We start from the raw sequence: 21,375 nt of genomic DNA, 5'->3' as shown, positions 1-21,375 counted from the left end.
GCCCATATACTACCCGACCCATGACACGCGAGGACCCTATGGCCGGAAAACCCGCGACCGCCGCGAAGGCGAAATCCCCCGCCCAACTCTCCCTCACCGTCAACGGCACGGAACGCCGCGCCGCGCTGGCCGACGGCGACATGCCGCTGGTCTACTGGCTGCGCGAGGAACTGGGCCTGACCGGGACCCATCTGGGATGCGGCAAGGGGGAATGCGGCGCCTGCACGGTGCTGATCGACGGCCAGCCCGCCCGGTCGTGCCGGACCACCCTGGGCGAGGCGGCGGGCAAGGTGGTGACCACCATCGAGGGCCTGGGCACCCCCGAGGCTCCCCATCCGGTCCAGGCCGCCTTCGTGGAAGAGCAGGCGGCCCAATGCGGTTTCTGCACACCGGGAATGGTGGTGGAGGGCGCCGCCCTGCTGGCCCGCACGGCCCAGCCGGATCTGGCGGAGGTCAAGGAGGCGCTGGACGGCCATCTCTGCCGCTGCGGCAGCCACCAAAGAGTTCTCAAGGCCGTGATGCGCGCCGGCGGGAGGGACAAGTCATGAGCCTCGATCTGTCCCGGCGCGCCCTGCTGGGCTCCATGGCGGCCCTGACCGTGGCCTTCGCCCTGCCCCGCCCCTCTGGAGCCGCCGCCGCCTTGGCCAAGACCAACGATCCCGCCGAGGTGGACGGGTTCTTGGCCATCGGCGCCGACGGCAAGGTCACCGTCTATTGCGGCAAGGTCGATCTCGGCCAGGGCCTGCGCGTCGCCATCCGCCAGATGGCCGCCGAGGAACTGGGTATCGGCATTGACTCCATCGCCCTGGTCGAGGGCGACACGGCGCTGACCCCCGACCAGGGACCCACCGCCGGCTCCACCGGCGTGGCCAAGGGCGGCGTGCAGATCCGCCAGGCGGCCGCCACGGCGCGTCAGGCCCTGATCCGCCTCGCCGCCGCAAGGCTGGACCTACCCGCCGAGGAACTGGATCTCCGCGACGGCGTGGTGGGCCCCCGGGAATCTGGCCGCTCCATCGCCATGGGCGATCTGGTGGGCGAGGGCGGCTTCGCCCTGAAGTTGGACCCCAAGGCGCCGCTGCGCAATCCCGCCGACTATCGCGTGGTGGGCAAGCCCCTGCCCCGCCCCGACCTGCCGGCCAAGGTCTGCGGCACCCATGTTTATGTCCACGACTTCAAGCTGCCCGGCATGCTGCATGGCCGCGTCATCCGCCCGCCCTCGGTGGGCGCCAGCCTGCTCCGGGTGGACGAGGCCTCCATCAAGGCCATCCGCGGCGCCCGCGTGGTGCGCCTCAAGGACTTCCTGGCCGTGGTGGCCCCCCGCGAATGGGACGCCGTCCGCGCCGCCGGGATGCTGAAGGCGCAATGGTCGGATTCCGCCCCGCTGATGGGTCATCAGGCGGTGCGCGACTGGCTGAAGACCCCGCCCTTCGCCGCCGAGGAGGTGTTGAAGGCCAAGGGCGACGCCGCCGCCGCCCTGGCCGACGCGCCGCCCGCCGCCGAGTATTACTGGCCGGTGCAGTCCCACGGCTCGCTGGGGCCGAGCTGCGCGGTGGCCCAGGTCAAAGACGGCGCCGCCACCATCTGGACCGCGTCGCAGGCCACCCACAAGTTCCGCCCCGCCTTGGCCGCCCTGCTGGGCCTGGGCGTGGACAAGGTGCGCATGGTCTATCTGGACGGCTCGGGCTGCTACGGCATGAACGGCCATGACGACGCCAGCGCCGACGCCGCCCTGCTGGCCAAGGCCACGGGCAAGCCGGTCCGGGTCGCCTGGAGCCGGGATGACGAGCTGGCCTGGGACCCCAAGGGTCCGCCGCAATTGCTGGCCATTCGCGGCGCCATGGCGCCCTCCGGCCTGCTGGCCGGCTGGAGCACCGAGATGTGGCTCCCCAAGGCCACCGCCGGACTGGTCAACGTGCCGTTGCTGGCCCCCGAGGCGGCGGGCATCGCCCAGCCCCAGGGCCTGATCACCGGCCTGATCTCCCAGAACGGCGATCCGCCCTATGCCGTCGCCGATCTGGAGGTCAAGGTCCACTGGCAGGCCGAAGCCCCCTTGCGCCCCAGCAACATCCGCGCGCCGGGCAAGATCGCCAACACCTTCGCGGTGGAAGGCTATTTCGATGAGCTGTGCGCTGGCGTGGGGCTGGACCCCCTGGTCACCCGCCTGATCGGCCTCCGGGATCTGCGGGGCGTCGCCGTGCTGACCAAGGCCGCGTCCATGATGGCCTGGGCGCCGCGCCCCTCGCCCAACCCCGCCGGCGACGGCACCGGGCGCGGCATCGCCTATGTTCACTACAAGCACTCGGAAACCTATGTGGGCATGGCCATGGAGGTCATGGTCGACCGCGACACCGGGCGCATCGCCATCAAGAAGGTGACCTGCGCCCATGATTGCGGGCTGGTGATCAATCCCGACGCGCTGAAGATGCAGATCGAGGGCTGCATCCTCCAGACCCTGTCGCGCACCCTGCTGGAAGAGGTGGCCTTCGACGCCTCGCGCGTCACCTCCACCGACCAGTCCACCTACCCCATCCTCGGTTTCGGCGCGGTCCCCGACATCGCCATCGAGCTGCTGGACCGGCCCGACCAACCGCCCATGGGTGGCGGCGAAGCGGCCTGCGCCCCGGTGCCCGCCGCCCTGGCCAACGCGGTGTTCGACGCGGTGGGGGCAAGGCTGCGCACCGTGCCGTTCACGCCCGAGCGGGTGAAGGGAGTTTTACAGGCCTTGTAGCCCACGATCCGACTAGCTACATTATTGCAATGGCAATTAGACGGAAACTACACAAACCATGACGGACATTCGCGACGGCTTCCTCGATTCCATCGGCAACACCCCGCTCATCCGCCTGAAGCGGGCGTCGGAGGAGACCGGTTGCAACATCCTGGGCAAGGCCGAGTTCCTCAATCCCGGCGGATCGGTCAAGGACCGCGCCGCCCTGGCCATCATCCAGGACGCGGAACGCAAGGGCCTGCTGAAGCCCGGCGGCGTGATCGTCGAGGGCACAGCGGGCAATACCGGCATCGGCCTGGCCCTGGTGGCCAATGCCCTGGGCTACAGGACGGTCATCGTCATGCCCGAGACCCAAAGCCAGGAAAAGAAGGACATGCTGCGGCTGGTGGGCGCCGACCTGCGTCTGGTTCCGGCCGTGCCCTACGCCAATCCCGGCAATTACGTGCGCTATTCCGAGACCCTGGCCAACGAACTGGCCAAGACCGAGCCCAATGGCGTGCTGTGGGCCAACCAGTTCGACAACACCGCCAACCGCATGGGCCACTTCAACACCACCGGCCAGGAGATCTGGCGCCAGACCGACGGCACGGTGGATGCCTTCACCTGCGCGGTGGGGACCGGCGGCACCCTGGCGGGCACCGGCATGGCGCTGAAGGAGCACAACAAGGACATCAAGGTGGTGCTGGCCGACCCCATGGGCTCGGCGCTGTACCACCACTATGCCCATGGCGAGCTGAAGGCCGAGGGCACCTCCATCACCGAAGGCATCGGCCAGGGCCGCATCACCCGCAATCTGGACGGCGCCCCCATCGACGATCAGGTCCAGGTGACCGATCACGAGGCGCTGCCGCTGATTTTCGATCTGGTTCGGCAGGAGGGACTGGTTCTGGGAGGATCGAGCGGAATCAATGTGATGGCCGCCATCAAGGTGGCGCGCATATTAGGACCCGGACACACAGTGGTGACAGTGCTCTGCGATTATGGTACCCGCTATCAAAGCAAGCTGTTCAATCCGGCCTTCCTGCGGGAACGCAATCTGCCGGTGCCCCATTGGCTGGAGTGAGCGGCGACCAAACAAAAGCAAACCCGCAAGGGGGGAATTGAAGCATGATGCATCCCAATTCGGACGCCCTCGTCAGCACCGAGTGGCTGGCCTCGCACCTCAGCGCGCCCGACGTGCGCGTGGTCGACGCCAGCTGGTACACGCCCGGCCAGAACCGCAACGCCCGCGAGGAATATGACGCCGAGCATATCCCCGGTGCCGTGTTCTTCGACATCGACGAGATCGCCGACACCGATTCCACCCTGCCCCATATGCTGCCCGCGCCGGAGAAGTTCTCCAGCAAGGTGCGCAAGCTGGGCCTGGGCAACGGCAACAAGATCGTGATCTACGACGGCTCGGGCTTTGCCAGCGCCGCGGCGCGGGCCTGGTGGATGTTCCGCACCTTCGGCCACCGCGACGTGTCGGTGCTGGACGGCGGCTTCCCCAAGTGGCTGCGCGAAGGCCTGCCGGTGGAAGACCTGCCGCCGGTGCCGCGCACCCGGCACTTCATCAGCCACTACAACCATCTGCTGGTCCGCGACCTGGACCACATGAAGGCCAATCTGGAGAGCAAGCGCGAGTTGGTGATCGACGCCCGCGCCCCCGCCCGCTTCAAGGGCGAGGCCGCCGAGCCTCGCCCCACCAAGCATCAGGGCCATATCCCCGGCTCGGTCAACGTGCCCTTCGCCGACCTGATCGACGAGCGCACCCGCTGCATGCTGCCCACCGAGCAGTTGAAGGCCCGCTTCGACGCCGCCGGCATCGATTCCAAGCAGCCGGTGACCATCTCCTGCGGCTCGGGCGTCACCGCCTGCACCGTGGCCCTGGCGCTGCATCTGGTGGGGCACGAGAACGTGGCGGTCTATGACGGCTCCTGGGCCGAATGGGGCAACCGCGACGACACGCCCATCGAGAAGTAGGTCCACGGCCAAGCCCGGACCAGGATGGATCAGCCCCCGCCCTCGCCGGCGGGGGTTTTTCGTTCAAGACGCCCGAATGGCCGAGGATGGCGCGGCCTCGGCCATGGCAATGCCGCTGCGGCCCGCCTGCTTGCTGCACCGTATGGCATGGTCGGCCGCGGACAGCAGTTCCTTGGGCGAGGTTCCATGGTGGGGATGGATGGCCACCCCCACGTTGGCGCTGATCTGGGCCTGAGTATTGCCGAGAATAACAGGCTCGGCGAGGCAGGAAACAATCTTCCCGGCGACAAAGCGGGCATTGCCTTCGTGCTGCAGCATCGGGATGATCACCGCGAATTCATCCCCACCCAAGCGGGCCACCACGTCGTCGGCCCGCACGATCTGCCGCAAACGCTTGGCCATCACCGAGAGAACGGGGTCGCCGATGGCACGCCCCAGGGTGTCGGCGACCTCCTTGAAGCCTTCCAGGGAAATGAACAGGACGGCAAGCTCCGAGCCGGTCTGCCGCGCCTGGGACAGGGCCACCGCCAGGGCGGTCTCGAAATGGACGCGGTTGGCGAGCCCGGTCAGCGCATCGTGCTCGGCCTGCCAGCGCATACGGGTCTCGCGGCGCTTCCGCTCGGCGATGTTGCTGAAGGTGGCCACATAGCCATGGGCCTCGCCCGCCCGGTCCCGAATGGCGACGATGGACAGCCATTCCGGAAAGACTTCGCCGCTTTTGGCGCGGTTCCAGACCTCGCCGCTCCAACTGCCGCCCGACGACAATTGCTCCCACATGGCGGCATAGAACGCCTTGTCGTGGCGCCCCGAGGAGAGGATCGAGGGGGAACGCCCGATGACCTCGTCCGGCGCGAACCCGGTGATCCTGGTGAAGGCCGGGTTGACCAGCTTGATGTGGTTGCGCCGGTCGGTCACCATCACCGCGTCGGAAATCAGATTGAAGACGGTCCCGGCCTCGCGCAACACGGAATCGTGGGCCTCGCGGAACTGCTCCTTTTCCGACAGGTGGCGCTTGAAGTCGCCCAGGGCCCGCATCAGATCGCCCATTTCATCGCCGCGCGCGGGCTGGGGAACCTCCACGGACTCGCCCGCCGCCAGGCGGGTCATGCACCGGGTGACCTGTTTCAACGGCCGTGTGATGCCCACCCCCACCAGCCACGCCACCAGGGCGGCGGCCAGTCCGGCCAGCAGGGCGAACAGCCCGAACCGGCGGGCCGCCTCGTCATAGGCGGCATCGATGTCGTCCACATAGGCGCCCGCCCCCACGGTCCAATCCCAGGGGGCGAAGCCCTCCACATAGGAGATCTTCAACCGCGGCACATCGTCATTCACCCGTGGCCAGCGATAGGTCACCGTCCCGTGACCGCTGGCCGCGCTGAGCCGGAGAAATTCGCGGAACAGAGGGCGACCGTCCGCATCCCGGATGTCCCCCACATCGCGCCCGATGATGGCCTGGACGGGATGGGCGAGCACCACCGGGCGGGAATCATTGATCCAGACATACAAATCGGGGCCGAAATACAGGCTGTTGACGGCCCGGATCGCCTCCGACTGAGCCTGCTCCCGACCCAGGGAGCCGTTCCGCTCCAAGTCCTCGAAGCGGGCGATCTGGGAAATAGCGCCCCGGACCATGACGCGGCTCTGGCTTTGCCGCTCGGTCAGCAGGCGGTCCCTGATCTCGTGCAGGGCATAGGCCGACACCCCCGCCAGCGCCGCCAGCAGAATGACGACGGTGAAAGATAGCCGAAATCCGATACGCAAATCGCCAATCACCCCGACGCCCCCTGGATCGCGCCTTTTTTGATTGGCCGCAGAGTATCAATTCATCTTGAGAAGTTCAGTATATTTACATGGACAGTAACCAATCCATACGGCAAGCATTTCGCCACCAGGCTATGCCTTAAGCAGGCCATGACCGTTGGCAAGCTGGATTGGCCTAGGATTTCGCCAAGCCGCCCACGGAGATGCCAACGCAACCGTGGATTAACACATTCAAAAAACTGAATAACCCCTGGGTGATATGCGGCGACATCTGCCTGCAGTAGCATTGTCGCCGCAAGTAACAATCAGAATGTCAATTTTTACTACACTGTTTTTACAGACCTACATTGATAATTTACTTAGAGTCCGTCCGTGAAGTTTCCTATGATTTCCGGTGTCTTGCTATCCTTCGCAGCATGAGGCGGATCATGGCGAGGCGAAGAAACGCCAGCGCCATCCTGGCGAGATTCTCGAAGTCCTTGGCGAGACGGCGACAACGCCCCAGCCACCCGAAGGTGCGCTCAACGATCCACCGCTTTGGCAGAACTTCGAACCCCTTGGCGGTGTCGGAGCGTTTGACGATTTCCAGGTGCCACGCCCCGAGTGCGCGGACGGCTGCCGCGGTGGCGGCCCCCTGGTAGCCGCCATCAGCGAACACCCGAACGATGAAGGGGAAGAGGCGCCGGACCTCCTTGAGGACCGGCAATCCGCCATCACGATCCTGGACATCGGCCGGTTGGACATGAGCCGCGAGGATCAAGCCAAGCGTATCGACGACGATGTGCCGCTTCTTGCCTTTGACCTTCTTCCCAGCGTCGTAGCCCGATGGATCAATCCGCGCCCCCCTTTTTCCGCGCCCTTGACGCTCTGGCTGTCTATGATCGCCGCCGTCGGGCTGGCTTCTTTGCCGGAGAGTTCCCGCACCTCGATGAACAGGGCGTGATGGAGGCGTGCCAGCGTGCCATCCCATTCCCACAGCCCAAGATATTCATGCACCGTGCTTTTGGGCGGCAGGTCCGTGGGCAATGCTCGCCACTGGCAACCGGTCATCAACACGTAGAAGATCCCATTCACCACTTCACGAAGATCCACCGTTCGCTGGCGCCCGCCGCGCTTTGCCGGTGGGATCAGCGGCGCCACCAGCGACCATTCCTCATCCGTCAGATCACTTGGATAGCGAAGTCCGCTCCGCTCATAGAGCCGTCGGTTGTCCTTGGTCCACATGGCGCCCCCAGCATTTCTCTGGAGACCCATGGAATCATAACCGATTCACCTGATTCAAGAACCTTCCGGACGGCCTCTTAGAGCACTTTGAGTGGCCACCGCCTTTTCCCGCGCCTTGGCCGAATCCGGTTCGGCCATTCCATCACGGGCCATCTTCAGCGCCGCCTGCAAGGCGGGCAATTTATCCATGGGGGAATCCTGAAGGGCACCAAACCCCTGGTCCTTGCAGGGATTGGCCTGGGCGGAGTCATACCCCTCTCCCGCCGGCCCCACCAGGCAATTGACCACGTGCTGAAGGTGTCCCCTGACCATTTTATCTTCCGGCGACGCGGCAGCCATTCCGGCGTGGGCGGCGGCCGTGGCGATCTGTTGCTTGGCATCACCGGCCGTTGCGGGCGCAACTCTGGACACCACCAAGCCGGCGGCAACGATAGCCGCCGACAGAATTCCGATCCGAGTCATATCGAGCCTCCAAGGCGAATTGGCCCCAACATTATATCACTTAGGCCATGAGACGCCCCCATCAACCCGCCTATACCGTAGGATAGGTTTTTCTCCCCTGCGGAGCGCTGGCTACGGATCTCGTATTGAAGAGGGGCCGGTTCGGGTCCATATTTATGGTCAGGATGGAAAAGGAGATGCCCCATGCGTAACCGTCAGGCCCGTGCCCGCGTTGCCACTCGGGACAACTCCGGCTTCATCCTCGCCGCCGCGACCGCCCTTGTGGCGCTGGCCGCCATCGCCGCGTTCCTGGCAGGCTGAGTCGCGAAAGTCCTTGGCTTGAACGGCTTCGGCGGGGCACCATGCCCGCCCTGAAAGCCATTGCCGGGGCACCATGAAGAAATCCACTCGCATCCTCCACGCCGGCCGCAAGCCGGAGGCCTTCCACGGTGCGGTCAATCCGCCGGTCTACCATGCCTCGACCATCCTCCACCCCTCGGTGGCGGCCATGGAGAAGAGCGGCAAGACCCCGTTCGAAGGCGTGCGCTATGGCCGCTTCGGCACGCCCACCACCTTCGCCCTGGAGGAGGCGGTGGCCGAGCTGGAAGGCGGGCACCGTACCGTCGCCACTTCGTCGGGTCTGGCCGCCATCACCGGCGCGCTGCTGGCCTTCCTCAAGGCGGGCGACCACCTGCTGATGGTCGACACGACCTATTTCCCCACGCGGAAGTTCTGCGATTCGGTGCTGGGCGGCCTCGGCATCGAGACCACCTATTACGACCCGCTGGTCGGCGCCGGAATCACGGCCCTGATGCGGCCCAATACCCGGGTGGTGTTCACCGAGAGCCCCGGCTCGCTGACCTTCGAGGTGCAGGACATTCCCGCCATCGCCGAGGCGGCCCATGCCGGCGGGGCCGTGGTCATGATGGACAACACCTGGGGCGTGCTGCACTTCCAGCCCTTCACCAAGGGCATCGATATCTCCATCCAGGCGGCGACCAAGTATATCGTCGGCCATGCCGACGCCATGCTGGGCACCATCACCGCCGCCACGCCCGAGCTGTGGCTGCAGGTCAAGACCTCGCTGGCGGCCTTCGGCGCCTCGCCGGGGACCGAGGAGATGTATCTCGGCCTGCGGGGCCTGCGCACCCTACCCGTGCGGCTGCGCCAGCACGCCGAGAGCGCCCTGCGCCTGACCCGATGGCTGGAGGCCCGGCCCGAGGTGGACCGCGTGCTGTATCCGCCCCTGGCCTCGGATCCGGGGCATGAGCTGTGGAAGCGGGACTTCACCGGCGGCTGCGGCCTGTTCGGCGTGATCCTCAAGCCCGCCTCCAAGGCGGCGGTGGATGCCATGCTGGACGGCTATTCCCATTTCAAGCTGGGCTTCTCGTGGGGCGGCTTCGAAAGCCTGGTGATTCCCACCTCGGGCCATTCCATCATCCGCACCGCCACGCCCTGGACGCCCGTCGGGCCAAGCTTGCGCTTCCACGCCGGACTGGAAGACGCCGACGACCTGGAGGAAGACCTGGAACGCGGCTTCGAGCGGCTGGCATGCGCCGTTTCCTGACCCGAACGGCGTGTCATCCCGAGCGCCTGCGAGGGATCTCCGCCCGGCACGGCGGTGCCAGGGCGGAAATGCCCGGGCGGAACGAGATCCCTCCTCCCGCTGGTCGTCGGGATGACAGGTGGCGCGGACGGTTCGCCGCCGCGATATTGGCGACGACGCTCACAATTCCGCTCCCGGCCCTGGCTCATCCCCACGTCCTGGTGGATGTCCACGCCCTGGCGGAGTTCAAGGACGGCAAGATCGTCAGCCTGTTCATGGGCTGGAAGTTCGACCCGGTGTTCAGCGCCTCGCTGCTCAAGGATTTCGACAAGAACAAAAACAACCGCCTCGATCCCGACGAAATGAAGGACCTGGAGCGCGAAGCCTTTCGCGACACCAAGCCCCAGGCTCATTTCACCTACGCCCGCCTAGGGGCGGACCCGGTCGTTTGGAAGGACGCCACCGACTTCAAGGTGGTCGCCGTCAAGGACTCGCTGATGTACGCTTTCCGCCTGCCCCTGCCCCGGCCGGTGGACCCGCGCCGGGAGGCGTTCAGCTTCACCACCTATGAAGAGACCTTCTACATCGACATGGACTTCCCCAGCGACAACGCCGTTACCCTTACTGGCGAAGGCTCGGCCGGCTGCAAGGCGACCATCGCCCCGGATCTCGGCAATACCATCTTCGGCGGAGCGGTGACGCCCAAGCGGGCGACGATTTCATGCGAGTAGGACCCATGTGGCTGAGCATCGCCCTGCTGGGCCTGCTGCCCGCGTCGGCCTGGGCCGCCCTGGTTCCGGGGGGCGGCGGCACGCCCGCGCCGGGTGGCGACCTGCCGGAACCCCTGCGCAGTATCGCCAGCTGGGGCTTCGCCCTGCAGCGCCAGCTCACCGGCGAGCTGCGCGAGCAACTGGCGGTGATGAAGAACACCGGCTCGTGGGAGCCCGCCGCCGCCATCATCCTCGCCGCCTTCCTTTACGGCGTGTTCCACGCGGTCGGCCCCGGCCACGGCAAGGTGGTGATCGGCGGCTGGTTCGCCACCCGCCGCGCCCGCATCGTCCACGGCCTGACCGCCAGCCTGATCGCCGCCATGGTCCAGGCCGGTTCGGCCATCATCGCCGTGGGCGTGCTGGCCGGATTGCTCAGCCTGGCGCCCCGCGCCATCACCGCCGGCACCGCCTGGCTGGAGCTGGGCTCCTTCGCCATGATCGCCGTCATCGGCGGGCTGATGACCTGGCGGACCCTGACCGGCAGAGGCTGCGGCCATGATCACGGCCCGCACGAACATCACCACCATCACGGGGCCTGCTGCGGCGGCCACCATCCTCATCACCCCGACGAGACGGCCGAACGCAATGCCCTGTTCACCATGGCGGCGGCGGTGGGATTTCGCCCCTGTTCCGGCGCCATCCTGGTCCTGCTGTTCTGCTTCGCCAACGGCATGATCCTGATCGGCGTGCTTGCCACCCTGGCCATGGGCCTGGGCGTGGCGGCGACGGTGGCAGCCATCGGCCTGGGGGCGCTGGGTCTCAACCGGCTGGTCGAGCGGGGATTGGGCGGGTCGAGCCTGGGAGGGCGCATGCGTCTTGGCCTCGCCCTGGCCGGCTCGCTGTCCATCACCGTGCTGGGTGTGGTGCTGCTGATCGGCACCATTTTCAATGGGCCAACATCAATCGGCTAGAATTTTCTAATTTAATCAAAGCAGTTACAAGTCATTCACATTGCACCCCATTAAATTAGGGCGCGGAGATGTGTCTTGTATTCCAAGGCATTGGCCTAGGTACTTTCCCGCCACTACGCCTTTTGACGGAGACCAAAAAGATACCTTCGCACCAAGCCTGCGCCGAAGGGATTAAGGGGGCCGCCTGATTGTTGAGCGGGCGATATCCATCTTAGAATCCAAGCATCGCACCACGGATTCATATGCGACTGGAGACCACCATGGCCCCCTTGGATTGCACGATGGATCAGACATCGAAAGTCGACCTGAAGAAGATCACCTACCGCTTCTTCACCGGGGCGCAGGCGCCCTTGGAGGTCGATCTCCATTTCGACCGCAAGACCTTCCGCCTCAACATCCCCTCCACGGCGCCCAAGCCGGACTGGACGAAGCTGAGCCACAAGCGTTGCCCCAACTGCACCTTGTCCGACGATTGCGCCTATTGCCCGGCGGCCCTGGGCATCGCCATGTTCCTGCCCAGCTTCAAGGATTGCGTCTCCCACGACAAGGCCGTGGTCGAGGTCGACACCGACAACCGCACCATCGTGGCCAAGACCACCCTGCAAGCGGGGCTGGGCTCGCTGATCGGCCTGGTCTGCGCCACCTCGGGCTGCCCGCTGACCCGTTTCTTAAGGCCCATGGCCCGCTTCCACCTGCCCTTCGCCGACGAGCAGGAGACCCTGTTCCGCTCGTTCTCGTCCTGGCTGCTGTCGTCCATCGTGCAGCAGCGCATGGCCGGCACCGAAGGTCCGGTGACCCTGGATGGGCTGAAGCAGCACTATCAGGACCTGTCGGTGATGAACTCGCACCTGGCCGAGCGCATGCGCAACTCGGTCAGCCGCGATGCGCTGCTCAACGCGGTGATCATCCTCGACCTGTTCGCCCAGATCGCGCCCGACAACATCGACGGCGGCTTCGAGGACATCCTGGACGCCTTCACGGTGGAGGAGGACTGATACCGACCTGTCATCCCGACGCCCCTGGGCGGAGGGATCTCGTCCTGGCACGGCTTTTCAGAACGGGCGCCGCCGGTCCAGGCGGAGATCCCTCGGCTTCGCTCGGGATGACATGAGACGTGGGAGCAAAGAGGCCGGCGGTATAATCACGCCAGCTTGAGGCCGAGAATGCCGGCCACGATCATGGCCATGCAGAACAGGCGCAGGGCGTCGGCGGGCTCGGCGAACAGGATCATCCCGGCGATCACCGTGCCCACCGTCCCGATGCCGGTCCACACCGCATAGGCGGTGCCCAGCGGCAGGGTCCGCACCGCCATGCCCAGCAGCACCACGCTGCCCACCATGGCGGCCCCGGTCAGCACCAGGGGAAGCGGCCGCGACAGGCCGTCCACGTATTTCAGCCCCACGGCCCAGCCGATTTCCAGCAAGCCGGCCGACAACAGATAGATCCACGGCATGTGACCATGCTCCGTCAAGGCCGGGCCGTCCCGGAGGTGAGGGGAAAAGGGGCGGGTCGTCCCGGCCCTACCGCTGATCGAATCGGATCTCGATCCGGCGGTTCTTGGCATAGGCGGCCTCGGTGTTGCCGCTGTCCACCGGTTGGAACTCGCCGAACCCGGCCGCCGCCAAGCGGTCCCTGGGCACGCCGTCGGCGGCCAGCGCCCGCAGCACGGTGATGGCCCGGGCGGTGGACAATTCCCAGTTGGAGGGAAACTTGCCCGAGGTGATGGGCCGCTTGTCGGTATGGCCATCCACCCGCAGCACCCAATTCAGGCCCTTGGGCATGCCCGCGTTGATCTCGCGGATTGTGGCGGCCAGCTTGCGCACCTGCTCGGCGCCCTCGGTCCCCAGCTCGGCCGAGCCGGTGGCGAACAGCAATTCCGACTGGAAGACGAAGCGGTCACCCTCGATGCGGATGCCGGGACGATCGCCCAGGACCTTGCGCAGCCGCCCAAAGAATTCCGAACGGTACTTCTGCAATTCCTCGACCTTGCCGGCCAGCGCCACGTTGAGACGCTTGCCGAGATCGGAGATCTGGGCCTTCTGTTCCTTGTCGCGGGTCTCCGAGGCGTCGAGCGCCGCAGCCACGCGGGCCAGTTCCTCCTTCAGCGCCTCGATCTGGCGGCTCAGCAGGGCCAGTTGGGCGCGGCCCTCGTCGGAAATCTTCTTCTCGGCGGCCAGCTCCGCCTCTTTCTCGTCCTTGAGGGTCAGCAGCGCCGCCATGTCCTGCTGCACGCCCGCCGCCCAGTGCTCCAGCTTTTCCTTCTCGGCGCGGCTGCTGACCAGTTCGGCCTGCAAGGCGGCGTTGGCCTTGGTCTGCAGGTTGAGCTTCTCGGCCAGGGCGGCCATCTCGCGGCCCAGATCGTCCAGCGCCTTCTGGCGGCCCGACAGCGCCTGGCCCAGAAAGAACTGGGCCAGCACGAAGATCATCAGCAGGAAGACCACGACCATGATCAGCGTCGCCAGGGCGTCGACGAAGCCGGGCCAGATATCGACGGAACGGCGGGCGCGGCGGCCGAGCGGCATGGATCAGCGCTCCAGCGGTTCCTCGGCGATGGCGGCGATGGTGCGCGCCAGCAGCCGGATTTCCGAGCGCAGTTCTGCCGTCAGCTGGTCCCGGCTGGCCACGGTTTCGTCCACCAGACGCTTCATGCTGCCGTCCAGGCTGCGCAGGTGATTGCGGCTGGCGTCATCCATGCCGCCGCCGGTGCCGCCCTCGACCATGCGGGCCATCAGGGCGCGGGTCTCCAACTGGCCCTCGCCCAGCTTCAGCAGCAGCGATTGCTCGACCTTCATGTGATCGGTCAGCGTCGACAGCTTTTCGGTCAGCTGGGTCAGCGAGGCGTTGACGCTGCCGCGGTTGTCCTCGCCGCGGGCGATCACCCGCTGGAGATTGTCCAGGCTGTCGGCGGTCTGCTCCAGCAGGGCCTGGATATAGGCCGGCACCGATTGCCCGGCGCCGCCCTCCTCGGCCGAGCCCAGCGGCCCGCCGGTGCCCAGCCGGGTCTGACCGGCCAGCCATTCCTCCAGCTCGTTGTAGAAGGCGTTCTGCGCCTGCCCGGCATTGAGGTCGAGAAAGCCCAGGGCCAGCGACCCGGCCAGTCCGAACAGCGAGGTGGAAAAGGCGGTGCCCATGCCGGCCAGCGGCTTGGCCATGCCGGCCTTGAGGGCCTCGAACGCCACCGCCGGGTCGGCCCCGCCCAGGGCCAGCGAGGCGATGATCTCGCCCACCGAGCCCACCGTCTGGGACAGGCCCCAGAAGGTGCCGAGCAGGCCGAGGAAGATCATCAGCCCGACCACATAGCGCGACAGGTCGCGCTGTTCCTCCAGACGGGCGGCGATGGAATCCAGTACCGAGCGCAGCGCCATGGCCGACAGGCTGACCCGCCCCTGCCGCTCGCCCAGCATGCCCGCCATGGGGGCCAGCAGGCGCAGGCGCCCGGACAGGGTCGGCTGGCCCTTGCGCCAGTTGTCCAGCCACTCCACCTCGGGGGTCAGCAGCATCACCTGGCGGAAGTTGAGCACGATGCCGGCCAGGAACACCCCCAGCAACAGGCCGTTCAGCGCCGGATTGTGGGAGAAGGCCGCCACCAACCCATCGTGCAGCATCGCCGCCAGGGCGGCGACCAGCAGCAGGAAGGCGGCCATGCGCAACAGATAGCGGGTGGGACGGATCATGGACGGCACTCGATCTGGCTGCGGGCGGCGGGGCGCGCGCACCATGCATCCTGGCGCGCGATCATGTCCGAATTAGGGCGGGCGGCCGCCGCCTCAGCGCGCCACCAGCATGGCGTCGACGCGATCGGGCGAGCCGCTCTCCACCTTGTTGCCCAGGGCACGCACCTCGATGCGGGTGGAGCGGACGCCCATCTCCATCAGGTATTTGCGCACTTCCAGCGCCCGCGACAGCGACAGGCGGCGCGCCTTGCTGGCATTGGCCTCGTCACCGGCGGCATAGGCCAGCAACTGGAGATTCAGGTTCTCGTCCTTGTCCATGCGCTGGGCTAGGCGATCCAGCTCGATCCGCACCGTCTCGGGCAGATGGGAGCTGTCGGTGGCGAACGGCACCGTCAGATTGTCGCCCTTGCGGACGGGAGCGGCCACCGGAGCCGGCGCGGCGGGCGGCAAGGCGGCGATCTGGGGCAACGGCGCGGGAGCGACGACCGGCGGCGGCGCCACGACCACGGGCGGCGGAGCCACCGGCAGGGGCGGCGCCACGGGAGCCTGCACCACCGGGACGGGGACCACCGGAGTGGGAGCCACCGGGGCCACCGGCGGCGGGGCCTTGGCGAACTGAACCGCGGCGGGCGGCTCGGGGGCCTTGGGCGCCTCGACGACCTTGACCGGTTCGGGGATCTTGACGGGCTCGGGAGCCTTGGGGGCCTCGACCACCTTGACGGGCTCGGGGGCCTTGGGCGCCTCGACCTTCACGGGCTCGGGGGCCTTGGGCACCTCGACCACCTTGGGAGGTTCGGGAACCTTGGGAGTCTCGATGGCCTTGGCGGGAGCCTTGGGGGCTTCGACCTTGGCCGGAGGCGGCACGTCGGCGGCGATCTCCGGCTTGGCGGGCTTGGGCGCCGGCCCGGTCGCCTTGGGAGCCTCGACGACCTTGGGTGTCTCGACGGCCTTGGGGGCCGCGACGATCTTGGCGGGTTCAGGAGCCTTGGGCGCCTCGGCGGCGGGAATGGTCACCTTGGGGGCCTCGACCACCCGTTCGACCTTGGGCGCGGCAGGCTTGGGCGCCGCCACCTTGGGAGCGGCCTGGGACTCGGCATAGGGCTTGAACGCGGTCGCCTTGGGGGCGGCGGCAGGCCGCGCCGCCGGGCGCGGAACAGCCGGTGTCGCCGCCGCCGGCGGGCGGGTGATCAGCCCGGGCAGGGTGGGCTCCGGCCCCAGCCGGTCCAGAACGTCCCAGTTGACGTCGACGCTGGGTCGGTACTCGCCGACCACCACCTGGGCGGATGCGGGCATGGACGCGACGGAAACAAGCGCTCCCAGCGCCAGCAACGCGACCTTTCTCCCCCTGCTCATCACGCCACTCTCCCGGCTGAATTCCCTCGGTATTCTTATGGTCAGGAATCTAGCCGAACCGGAGTCCGGCCACAACCCTATCCCCGCGCCGTCTTCAGCAGTTTCATCAGCGGCTGGTGAAGATGGTCATTGGCCGCCAGGACCTCGCCGTTGTCCAGCATCTTCGAGCCGCCCTGGAAGTCGGTGACGTAGCCGCCCGCTTCCTTGACCAGCACGATGCCCGCCGCGATGTCCCACGGCTTGATTCCGGTTTCCCAATAGCCGTCGCAGCGCCCGGCCGCCACATAGGCGAGGTCGAGAGCCGCCGAACCAAAGCGGCGGATGCCCGCCACCTGGGGCATCACGGCGCCCAGTTCCTTGAGGAAGGTCTCGTGGCCGGGACGGCCGATGAAGGGAATGCCGGTGGCGATCAGGGTGTCTTCCAGCTTGCGCCGGGCCGACACGCGCAGGCGCCGCTCGTTCAGGAAGGCGCCGGCGCCCTTTTCCGCATGGAACATCTCGTCGCCCAGCGGCTGGTAGACCACGCCGGCGAACAGCTCGCCGTCCCGCTCCAGCGCGATGGAGATGCAGAAATTGGGAATGCCGTGCAGGAAGTTGGTGGTGCCGTCGATGGGATCGATGATCCAGCGATGGCTGGTGTCGTCACCAGCGATCTCGCCGCCTTCCTCCATCAGGAAGCCGAAGCCGGGACGGGCCTTCTTCAGCTCGGCCCGCAGGGTCTTTTCGGTCTTGATGTCGGCCGAGGACACGAAGTCGGCGGGGCCCTTCTTGGACACCTGGAGGTGCTCGACCTCGCCGTAATCGCGCACAAGGTTGCGGGCGGCCTTGCGGGCCGCCCCCATCATGACGTTCAGCAGTGCGGAGCGAATGATCACCGGCTAGCCCTTGAACCGCTCGACATAGGAACAGTCGGTGGTGTTGACGATGATCACCTCGCCCTCTTCCAGGAAGGGGGGGACCAGGATCTTCATGCCGTTTTCCAGCTTGGCGGGCTTGTAGGACGACGACGCCGTCTGGCCCTTCACCACCGGATCGGCCTCGACCACCTTCATCACCACCTTTTCCGGCAGGGTGATGGAGACCGGCGAGCCCTCGACGAAGTCCACCTCGACCACCATGCCGTCCTGCAGGAAGCCGATGGTGTCGCCCAGGGTGTCGTTGGGCATGGTGAACTGCTCGAAGCTCTCGGAATCCATGAAGGTCATGTTGGAGTCGTCCTTGAACAGGAACGTGCACTCCTTGGCCTCGACGTTGCACTTCTCGATGGTGTCGGCGGTGCGCCAGCGCTCGTTGGTCTTGTTGCCGGTGCGGATATCACGCATCTCGACGGTGATGAAGGCGCCGCCCTTGCCGGGCTGGACGATCTGAGTCTTCAGCACCGCGTACTGGCGGCCATTGTGTTCCAGGATGTTGCCGGGACGAATCAGGTTGGCATTGATCTTCATGGGAGTTCCAACAGGGCTGACGGAAATTTGGCGCGGACCCTATCAGGTCGACTGCGGGAAGGCAAGAATACCCGTCATTCCGGCGAAACTGGGAAACCGGACCGATTGATGCGCCGCAGATCAATGAGTGTTTTCAGCGTAACCGTAAGATTACGCATACCCTCAAAGATTGCCGCCGGATATTCTTCATTTCAAATTCCAGTTTTGGGGCGCTTCGGAATGGAAATGACGTTCGACCAGGGGCTTCACCTGGCGGCGCGGCTGTGCGAGCAGGGCGTGTTCAATCAGGCCGCCGATCTCTTGACCAAACTTCTCGGCATTTCGCCCAACCATCCCGACGCCCTGTTCCTGAGGGGCCATGTGCATCTTCGCACCGGGGAAATTGGTCCCGGCATCGAGCGTATGCGCAGGGCCGTCGGGACGGCGCCGCACCGGTCCGATTTGAAATCGGCTCTTTGCGGGGCGCTGTTCACGGCCGGAGACATTCCCGGACTCTTTCTCCTGGCCGCCGATGCCATCGTGACGGCAGAGGGCAAATCGCTTCCCGAGGCCCTTTACCTGATGATCGCCGCCACCGAACGGACGGCCATCTCCGCCCCTCCGTTCGCCGCCTGTCGAACCCTCGTCGCGGGAATCGGTACAAAGCCCGGCGATCGCCTGATGGACATGCTGGCGGCCGGACAGCGCTCGATTCCGCCCGAGCAGATGCCGGCCGTCTACCTTGGGCTGGCCTACATTCTACATTGCGGCGGCGCCGACGATGATGCCGTCGAGATGCTCGGACGGGCCGGTTCCGCGTTGGAAGTCACGTCCCCGCCGCCGCCATCCGAGACGAACTACGCCGACCTGGCCGCGACTTACGACGACAATTCCCTGCATCGCGGCTGTAACGATATGATGATGTCGGTCATCGAGGCCCATCTGCCCGCACACGTCGCCAGCATCCTCGACGCATGCTGCGGCACCGGACTGCTGGGCACATTCCTGCGCCCCCGGACCAAGTATCTGAGCGGTTTCGACCTGTCGGCGGAGATGCTGGACCTGGCGCGGGCAAGGTCCGTCTATGACAGCCTGACGGTCGCCGACGCCAGTTCGGACACCGCCGTACCGGCCGGGCCGTTCGATGCCGTGGTCAGCAGCGCGGCCCTCCATCACATCGAGGATCTGAGGCCGTTCATCAGCAACGCCGCACGGCGGCTGCGCTCTGGCGGATATCTCATATTCTCTACGGAGGCCACCACCGACCGGAGCCATCGTGGAGTTTCCGGGGTCGGCGGATTTGCACACAGCCGGGCATACCTTTTGGCGGCGGCCGAGGCGGCCGGCCTCGAGACGATCTCGATCTCCCTGCGCTTGCACCGCCGCTATCCCGGATTCTACGCCGTCTTCCGCAGACCCTAAGCGCGCTCCGCGTAATCATGGAGACGCCCACCGGGATCGGCCACCGTCCCAGCCTCCCCATCCCAGTATTGCGGCCCCACCGGCACCTTGCCCGCGCCGCCGGGGATGTCGAGCACATAGGTGGGCTGGGCGATGCCCGACAGTCGGCCGCGAAGGCTGCGCATCAGGGCCTGCCCCTCCTCGATGGTCGGGCGGAAGTGGCTGGTGCCGGGCGCCAGGTCGGGATGGTGCAGATAATAGGGCCGCACCCGGTTCCGCACCAGGGCGCGGAACAGCTCGTCCAGCACGGAAACGCTGTCGTTGACGCCTTTCAGCAGCACGGTCTGGGACAGCAGCGGCACCCCGGTGCGGGCCAGACGCTCCAGACCGCCGCGCGCCAGGGGCGACAACTCGTGCGGATGGTTGACGTGCACCGCCAGCCACACCGGCTTGTCGCCTCCGCCCAAGACACGCGCCAGATCGGGCGTGACCCGCTCCGGGTCGCTGACCGGCACGCGGGAATGGATGCGGATCAGCTCCACATGGGCAATGGCTCCGATGCGGCCCAGCAGGGCCGCCAGCCGCGGGGGCGGCAGCATCAGGGGATCGCCGCCGGTCAGAATCACTTCGCGGATCTCCGGGCGCCCGGCCACATACGCCAGGGCGGTATCGATCTCCGCCTCGGTCATGGTGGCGTCGCCATCGCCCACCCGGGCACGGCGGAAGCAGAAGCGGCAATAGACCGGGCAGACCAGCAGCGGCGTCAGCAGCACCCGGTCGGGGTAGCGGTGGACGAGCCCCTTCACCGGGCTGTAGGCTGCGTCGCCGATGGGGTCGGCCAGCTCTTCCGGCGTGGTCACCAGTTCCTCGGCCGAGGGCACGTATTGCCGGGCGATGGGGTCGGCCGGGTCGGCGGGATCGATCAGATCCACCACCGCCGGCGTCAGCGCCACCGCGTAGGCCTCGGCGACGCCGGCCACCGCCTCGACGGACGGGATCAGCCCGGCGTCATGCAGGTCTTGGGCGGTGCGTAGGGTTCGGCGGCTCGACATGGGGTCCCTAGATAGAGGAAAAGGCCATGGCAGGTAAAGAATGGTGGCGACCCGAGGTGTTCGCCCGGCGCAAGGCGGCCCTGGACCTGCGCGGCCGCGTGGTCAACGCCACCCGCGCCTTCTTCGCCGCCCGCGACTTCGCCGAGGTCGAGACTCCCTGTCTGCAGGTCTCGCCGGGCCTGGAGCCCCATCTCAAGGCCTTCGCCACCGCCTTTGCCGATCCCTTCGGCGGGCCGGACCGGCCGCTTTACCTTCACACCAGCCCCGAATTCGCCATGAAGAAGCTGCTGGTGGCGGGCGTGCCGCGCCTGTACCAGCTGGCCAAGGTTTTCCGCAATGCCGAGCGCTCGGCCACCCATCACCCGGAATTCACCATGCTGGAATGGTACCGGGCCGGAGCCTCCATCGAGGATCTGATGGCCGACACCGAGGCCCTGGTCCGAGATTGCGCCAAGGCCGCCGGCGTCGGCCTGTTGCGGCGCCGGGGGACCACCTGCGACCCCTTCGCCCCCTGGCGGCGGCTGTCGGTGGCCGAGGCCTTTGCCGAATACGCCGGCATCGACGTGCTGGCCAGTGCCCCCGACCCTTGGTCGCCCGACCGGTCGGTCCTGGCCACCGAGGCGGCGCGCATCGGCCTCTCGGTCAGCCCGTCGGACAGTTGGGAGGATATCTTCTTCAAGGTGATGCTGGACCGGGTCGAGCCCCATCTCGGCTTCGACCGACCGGTCATCCTCCATTCCTACCCGGTCTCCATGGCGGCGCTGTCGCGCCCCTCGCCCGCCGACCCCCGGGTGGCCGAGCGCTTCGAGGCCTATGCCCTGGGCGTGGAGCTGTGCAACGCCTTCGGTGAGCTGACCGACCCCGCCGAACAGCGCCGCCGCTTCACCGCCGACATGGACCTGAAGCAGGCCCTGTACGGCGAGCGCTATCCCCTGGACGAGGATTTCCTGACGGCCCTGGACGCGGGCATGCCGGACTCCGCCGGCATCGCCCTAGGCTTCGACCGGCTGGTGATGCTGCTGGCGGGGACGGAGACCATCGACGACGTGCTGTGGGCGCCGGTGGCCGGCTAGATCACATTTTCCGTCGTCATCCCGAGCGAGAGCGAGGGATCTCCGCTTGGCATGG

Annotated in this window: 20 protein-coding genes; 10 read left to right on the top strand and 10 right to left on the bottom strand. The window is 66.8% G+C overall.

What is annotated here, in order from left to right; translation table 11 throughout:
* Positions 1–38 precede the first annotated feature (38 nt).
* Genes AMB_RS06625 through sseA form a run of 4 tightly spaced genes read left to right on the top strand, consistent with a single transcriptional unit; the run spans position 39 to position 4,690 of the window.
* The gene (locus AMB_RS06625) at positions 39–548 is read left to right on the top strand and encodes a (2Fe-2S)-binding protein (protein ID WP_043743639.1); all 510 of its coding nucleotides are present in this window, start codon (positions 39–41) and stop codon (positions 546–548) included.
* The gene (locus AMB_RS06620; protein ID WP_011383711.1) at positions 545–2,728 is read left to right on the top strand and encodes a xanthine dehydrogenase family protein molybdopterin-binding subunit; all 2,184 of its coding nucleotides are present in this window, start codon (positions 545–547) and stop codon (positions 2,726–2,728) included. The genes AMB_RS06625 and AMB_RS06620 overlap by 4 nt, the downstream gene beginning before the upstream one ends.
* A 58-nt stretch (positions 2,729–2,786) precedes the next feature.
* Positions 2,787–3,791, top strand: a complete 1,005-nt coding sequence (locus AMB_RS06615) for a cysteine synthase A (RefSeq protein ID WP_043743637.1) — start codon at positions 2,787–2,789, stop codon at positions 3,789–3,791.
* A 44-nt stretch (positions 3,792–3,835) separates the two neighbouring features.
* Positions 3,836–4,690 carry a 3-mercaptopyruvate sulfurtransferase gene (sseA, locus tag AMB_RS06610; protein ID WP_011383709.1) on the top strand — a complete coding sequence of 285 codons (855 nt, stop codon included), beginning with the start codon at positions 3,836–3,838 and terminating at the stop codon, positions 4,688–4,690.
* A gap of 63 nt (positions 4,691–4,753) precedes the next feature.
* Here sseA and AMB_RS06605 read toward each other — a convergent pair whose 3' ends face one another.
* From AMB_RS06605 to AMB_RS06590, 3 genes are all read right to left on the bottom strand, one after another.
* The gene (locus AMB_RS06605; RefSeq protein WP_043743634.1) at positions 4,754–6,463 is read right to left on the bottom strand and encodes a diguanylate cyclase domain-containing protein; all 1,710 of its coding nucleotides are present in this window, start codon (positions 6,461–6,463) and stop codon (positions 4,754–4,756) included.
* 370 nt (positions 6,464–6,833) lie between these two features.
* A protein-coding gene (locus AMB_RS24235; protein ID WP_148207253.1) for an IS5 family transposase occupies positions 6,834–7,675 on the bottom strand; the annotation gives its coding sequence in 2 pieces (ribosomal slippage) (positions 6,834–7,303 and positions 7,303–7,675; 843 coding nt in all).
* A 54-nt stretch (positions 7,676–7,729) separates the two neighbouring features.
* A complete protein-coding gene (locus tag AMB_RS06590) occupies positions 7,730–8,137 on the bottom strand; it encodes a hypothetical protein (protein WP_011383707.1) in 408 nt (135 codons plus the stop codon).
* 373 nt (positions 8,138–8,510) lie between these two features.
* Here AMB_RS06590 and metC point away from each other — a divergent pair, with 373 nt between their 5' ends.
* From metC to AMB_RS06570, 4 genes are all read left to right on the top strand, one after another.
* Positions 8,511–9,683 (top strand): cystathionine beta-lyase, encoded by a 1,173-nt coding sequence (gene metC / locus AMB_RS06585; protein ID WP_011383705.1) that lies wholly within the window; start codon positions 8,511–8,513, stop codon positions 9,681–9,683.
* Complete coding sequence (locus tag AMB_RS06580; protein ID WP_011383704.1) at positions 9,668–10,393, top strand: DUF1007 family protein; 726 nt, start codon at positions 9,668–9,670, stop codon at positions 10,391–10,393. The genes metC and AMB_RS06580 overlap by 16 nt, the downstream gene beginning before the upstream one ends.
* Positions 10,394–10,398: 5 nt before the next feature.
* Positions 10,399–11,343, top strand: a complete 945-nt coding sequence (locus AMB_RS06575; RefSeq protein ID WP_011383703.1) for a nickel/cobalt transporter — start codon at positions 10,399–10,401, stop codon at positions 11,341–11,343.
* Between the two features lie 281 nt (positions 11,344–11,624).
* The gene (locus AMB_RS06570) at positions 11,625–12,338 is read left to right on the top strand and encodes a DUF6901 family protein (protein ID WP_231849005.1); all 714 of its coding nucleotides are present in this window, start codon (positions 11,625–11,627) and stop codon (positions 12,336–12,338) included.
* Between the two features lie 146 nt (positions 12,339–12,484).
* Here the strand turns inward: AMB_RS06570 and AMB_RS06565 are convergent, their stop codons facing one another.
* The 6 genes from AMB_RS06565 to efp form a co-directional block, all read right to left on the bottom strand.
* On the bottom strand, positions 12,485–12,796 hold the full coding sequence (locus tag AMB_RS06565) for a DMT family transporter (RefSeq protein ID WP_043743629.1): 312 nt from the start codon (positions 12,794–12,796) through the stop codon (positions 12,485–12,487).
* 67 nt (positions 12,797–12,863) lie between these two features.
* Complete coding sequence (locus tag AMB_RS06560) at positions 12,864–13,865, bottom strand: peptidoglycan -binding protein (RefSeq protein ID WP_011383700.1); 1,002 nt, start codon at positions 13,863–13,865, stop codon at positions 12,864–12,866.
* Positions 13,866–13,868: 3 nt separating this feature from the next.
* On the bottom strand, positions 13,869–15,017 hold the full coding sequence (locus AMB_RS06555) for a hypothetical protein (protein WP_043743626.1): 1,149 nt from the start codon (positions 15,015–15,017) through the stop codon (positions 13,869–13,871).
* 93 nt (positions 15,018–15,110) lie between these two features.
* Positions 15,111–16,370: an OmpA family protein gene (locus AMB_RS26740; protein ID WP_269446061.1), complete on the bottom strand. Its 1,260-nt coding sequence runs from the start codon at positions 16,368–16,370 to the stop codon at positions 15,111–15,113.
* Positions 16,371–16,447: 77 nt separating this feature from the next.
* The gene (locus AMB_RS06545; protein ID WP_011383697.1) at positions 16,448–17,245 is read right to left on the bottom strand and encodes an inositol monophosphatase family protein; all 798 of its coding nucleotides are present in this window, start codon (positions 17,243–17,245) and stop codon (positions 16,448–16,450) included.
* A 3-nt stretch (positions 17,246–17,248) separates the two neighbouring features.
* Positions 17,249–17,815 (bottom strand): elongation factor P, encoded by a 567-nt coding sequence (gene efp / locus AMB_RS06540; protein WP_009868540.1) that lies wholly within the window; start codon positions 17,813–17,815, stop codon positions 17,249–17,251.
* Positions 17,816–18,034: 219 nt separating this feature from the next.
* On the opposite strand from efp, the gene AMB_RS06535 reads away from it, so the two are divergent.
* Positions 18,035–19,216, top strand: a complete 1,182-nt coding sequence (locus AMB_RS06535; RefSeq protein WP_158303941.1) for a class I SAM-dependent DNA methyltransferase — start codon at positions 18,035–18,037, stop codon at positions 19,214–19,216.
* Here the strand turns inward: AMB_RS06535 and AMB_RS06530 are convergent.
* Complete coding sequence (locus AMB_RS06530; protein ID WP_011383696.1) at positions 19,213–20,247, bottom strand: lysine-2,3-aminomutase-like protein; 1,035 nt, start codon at positions 20,245–20,247, stop codon at positions 19,213–19,215. The two genes, AMB_RS06535 and AMB_RS06530, sit on opposite strands and share 4 nt — an antisense overlap.
* A 26-nt stretch (positions 20,248–20,273) precedes the next feature.
* On the opposite strand from AMB_RS06530, the gene epmA reads away from it, so the two are divergent.
* Positions 20,274–21,320, top strand: a complete 1,047-nt coding sequence (epmA, locus tag AMB_RS06525; protein WP_011383695.1) for an EF-P lysine aminoacylase EpmA — start codon at positions 20,274–20,276, stop codon at positions 21,318–21,320.
* Positions 21,321–21,375: the final 55 nt, after the last annotated feature.

The sequence above is a fragment of the Paramagnetospirillum magneticum AMB-1 genome (assembly GCF_000009985.1).
Lineage (GTDB): Bacteria > Pseudomonadota > Alphaproteobacteria > Rhodospirillales > Magnetospirillaceae > Phaeospirillum > Phaeospirillum magneticum.
This window is presented reverse-complemented; position numbering and strand designations above follow the sequence as displayed.